Origin of the sequence: Bathymodiolus heckerae thiotrophic gill symbiont, assembly GCF_900180345.1 — a bacterium.
GTDB lineage: Bacteria > Pseudomonadota > Gammaproteobacteria > PS1 > Pseudothioglobaceae > Thiodubiliella.
On record NZ_FXLV01000079.1, the window covers coordinates 1 to 3,164 of the forward strand.

A 3,164-nucleotide genomic window follows, 5' to 3' on the forward strand; every position below is an offset into this window, starting at 1 on the left:
TTTTTACAAAAGGTTCGCTATTTTTTTATAAAGCATCATTGGTTTATGTTGCAGTATGCAAAAGCTTGTAATTAAATAAGGTTTGGTTATTTTGAATTGGGTTTTTAAGGGTTGGCTACTTATGGGATTGGCTTTGTCTCTAAACACACCATTCAATTAGAACTCAAAAATAACATTATCAAGTAACTCAATGTTGATAAATTTCCAATTACTCGCCATTGGTATGTTGTGCATAGCGTTAAAACACAACTTTCACCGATTGCACGATACTTTAAAGAATTTATTATCGAGAACAGTTAGTTAAATACAATGGTTTTGTTATTACAAGTCAAAACTCGGTCTTCAAGATGATATTGTAAGCCTTTTGCTAAGGTGATTTTCTCGATATCCTGCCCCATTTTTTGCATTTCTTTAACACTATGACTGTGGTTGACCCTGAGCACATCTTGTTCAATAATTGGACCTTCGTCTAATTCACTGGTTACATAATGGCAGGTTGCGCCAATTAACTTGACACCGCGCTGTGCTGCTCGCTGATAAGGATTGGCGCCCACAAATGAAGGTAAAAAAGAGTGATGAATATTGATAATCTTGCCGCTATATTTATCACACATTGCTTTGGGGATGATTTGCATATAGCGTGCAAGCACAATCACATCAGGCTTAAACGCATCAACTGCTACCATCATTTTTGCCATATCTGCTGCTTTTGTGGCTTTGTTAATAGCAACTTTTTTAAAATCTACTTCATACCAACTGGCTATTTTTTTCAATTTATCATGATTAGACAAAACACCTACAATTTTTGCCTCCATTTCTGATTCATGCGCACGATGCAACAAATCTGCCACACAATGTGAAGACTTTGAGCTCATAATCAACACTCGTTTTGATCGAGCCGAATCATTCATCTGCCAATCCATCTGATATTGTTCGGCTAACTGCGTAAACGCTTGTTTAAATTCATCTAGCGAACGAATCTGTTCAGTGTGTCCTTTGGGTAGTGTGTTGCTAATAAGGCTTGATTCAATCTCAATGCGCATAAAAAAACGCTTATTTTGGTCATCAAGATGATGATGCGCTTCTTTAATATTGCCATTATGTTCAAAAATAAACTGACTGACTTTAGCGACTAAGCCGTGCGCATCAGGGCAAGAGATTAGTAAACGGTAAGTGTTCAAGTACAATCCTATGTACGATATTCGGCGTTAATTTTAATATAATCGTAAGATAAATCTGTTGTCCAAACACGCTCTAAAGTATCATGATTGCCAATGGTAATGGTAATGGTAATTTCGGACTTCTCCATCTCTTTACTGCCAGAGACTTCTGTGTAACTTGCGTTTAAATCGCCGTTTTTAATTAAACACACTTCGCCCAAATAAATACTCACAGCTTCGACCTTTAAATCGGCAATATTAGCCCGTCCTACTGCCGCTAAAATACGCCCCCAGTTCGCATCAGAAGCAAACAATGCAATCTTAACCAACGGCGAATGCGCCACAGTATAAGCCACCTCTAAGCAGTCCTCATTGGTAGCACCACCCTTGACGCAAATCTCAACAAACTTGGTCGCACCCTCGCCATCTTGAATGATTTTATGTGCCAAAATTTGACTAACTTGGTTTAATGCGCTTTGAAATTCATCCACACAATCTGCAAGTTTTACACCACTTGCGCCCGTTGCACTCAGCGTGCAAGCGTCATTGGTCGAGGTGTCGCCGTCCACAGTGATGCGGTTAAACGATTGATTAACCGCAATTGTGAGTTGTGCTTGCAATGCAGGCTGAGTGGCCTCAACATCGGTAAAAATAAAACCGAGCATGGTCGCCATATCTGGGCGAATCATACCTGATCCTTTGGCAATGCCGCTGATGGTAACGGTTTTGCCATTCACTTTAAATTGCTTGGTGTAAGTTTTCTCCACCAAATCCGTAGTCAAAATAGCTTGTGCCACTTGTGGCAAATTTTCATCAGATAGTTTTGATGCAAGCGTGGCAATATTACCCTTAAAACACTGCATCGGCAAAGGCTGTCCAATCACCCCTGTTGAAAATGGCAACACCTCTTCAGCCTTAATATCTAACTGTTTTGCCACCAATTCACACACTTGATAAGCATTATCTAGCCCCTTGGCGCCACTCGCAACGCCCGTGCCTGCATTGGCATTACCACTATTAACCACCAGAGCACGCACAGTAGAATTTAGGTGATTTTTTGCCACCAACACAGGTGCGGCACAAAATACATTTTGGGTAAAAACTGCCGCTGTTTTGGTCTCAGGCGTGAAAAATATAATGGATAAATCCAGTTTTTCGTTGTCTTTAGGGTTTGAATTTGCACTTGATTTTTGAGCATTTTTAATCCCCGCATTAATTGCCGCACAAGTGATACCGCTGATAGCTAATAAATTATTCATTTTTTTATTTCTGTTAGAGACCTTTGCATAAATAGGGATGATTAGCAAAATTCAATTTTTGCCAGATTGGTGATTTTATTAAACCTTGTCCTAGCAGGGCTAAGGCTGGGTTTAAAAAATCGCCAAGCGGGTGAAAAGTGGATTTTTGATGATTATTCATATTTATGCAAAGGTCTCTGTTAAAATCACATTGTTAAAATCTCTATTACTATCAACAATTAACGAAACCAAAACTTGTTTATTTTTATGGCTAATCTGATAAAGAATTTTCCAGCGTTTATAAAACAACATTTTATACCCATAGAGACCTTTGCATAAATTTATAATTTATAATTTTTCATCTTAATTTCAACTTTTACAATTTTTTTTTAAAATCTCCCATATTTTCCTATAAAAACCAAAAAAACACTTTAGCTGGCTTTTTATCGATTTATTTCTCTATTCTTAACCCTTTCTTGCTTATTGGGCACAACAATCTTGCAAACTTCGCCTCTGTTTAAAAAATGCTCATTCCAGTTTTCAGATGATAATTAGTTGCACTCTGGCTTTATTCCCCTCTAATCCATGATGAAGTTTAAGCAAGCTAAAGGCACGCTCAATGTAATGTAATGATCTAATCAACTTGGACACATTTCAAGCCACTTTTTTCAATTCAGCCATCTTTTCTGCTGGGGTTAAATACCCAATAGCTGAATGAATCCTTTTGTAATTGTAAAAATAAATATAACTCTCTACATTTTCCACT

Annotated in this window: 4 protein-coding genes; all 4 read right to left on the reverse strand. The window is 37.8% G+C overall.

Annotated features, from left to right (window positions below; translation table 11 throughout):
- Positions 1-296: 296 nt before the first annotated feature.
- Positions 297-1,181 (reverse strand): formyltetrahydrofolate deformylase, encoded by an 885-nt coding sequence (purU, locus tag CRYPD_RS07445; RefSeq protein WP_138146948.1) that lies wholly within the window; start codon positions 1,179-1,181, stop codon positions 297-299.
- A gap of 8 nt (positions 1,182-1,189) precedes the next feature.
- Positions 1,190-2,419 (reverse strand): bifunctional glutamate N-acetyltransferase/amino-acid acetyltransferase ArgJ, encoded by a 1,230-nt coding sequence (argJ, locus tag CRYPD_RS07450; RefSeq protein WP_138146949.1) that lies wholly within the window; start codon positions 2,417-2,419, stop codon positions 1,190-1,192.
- Positions 2,420-2,432: 13 nt separating this feature from the next.
- Positions 2,433-2,579 carry a hypothetical protein gene (locus CRYPD_RS08200; protein WP_171004260.1) on the reverse strand — a complete coding sequence of 49 codons (147 nt, stop codon included), beginning with the start codon at positions 2,577-2,579 and terminating at the stop codon, positions 2,433-2,435.
- Between the two features lie 473 nt (positions 2,580-3,052).
- The gene (locus CRYPD_RS07455; RefSeq protein ID WP_138145522.1) at positions 3,053-3,163 is read right to left on the reverse strand and encodes an IS3 family transposase; all 111 of its coding nucleotides are present in this window, start codon (positions 3,161-3,163) and stop codon (positions 3,053-3,055) included.
- Position 3,164: the final 1 nt, after the last annotated feature.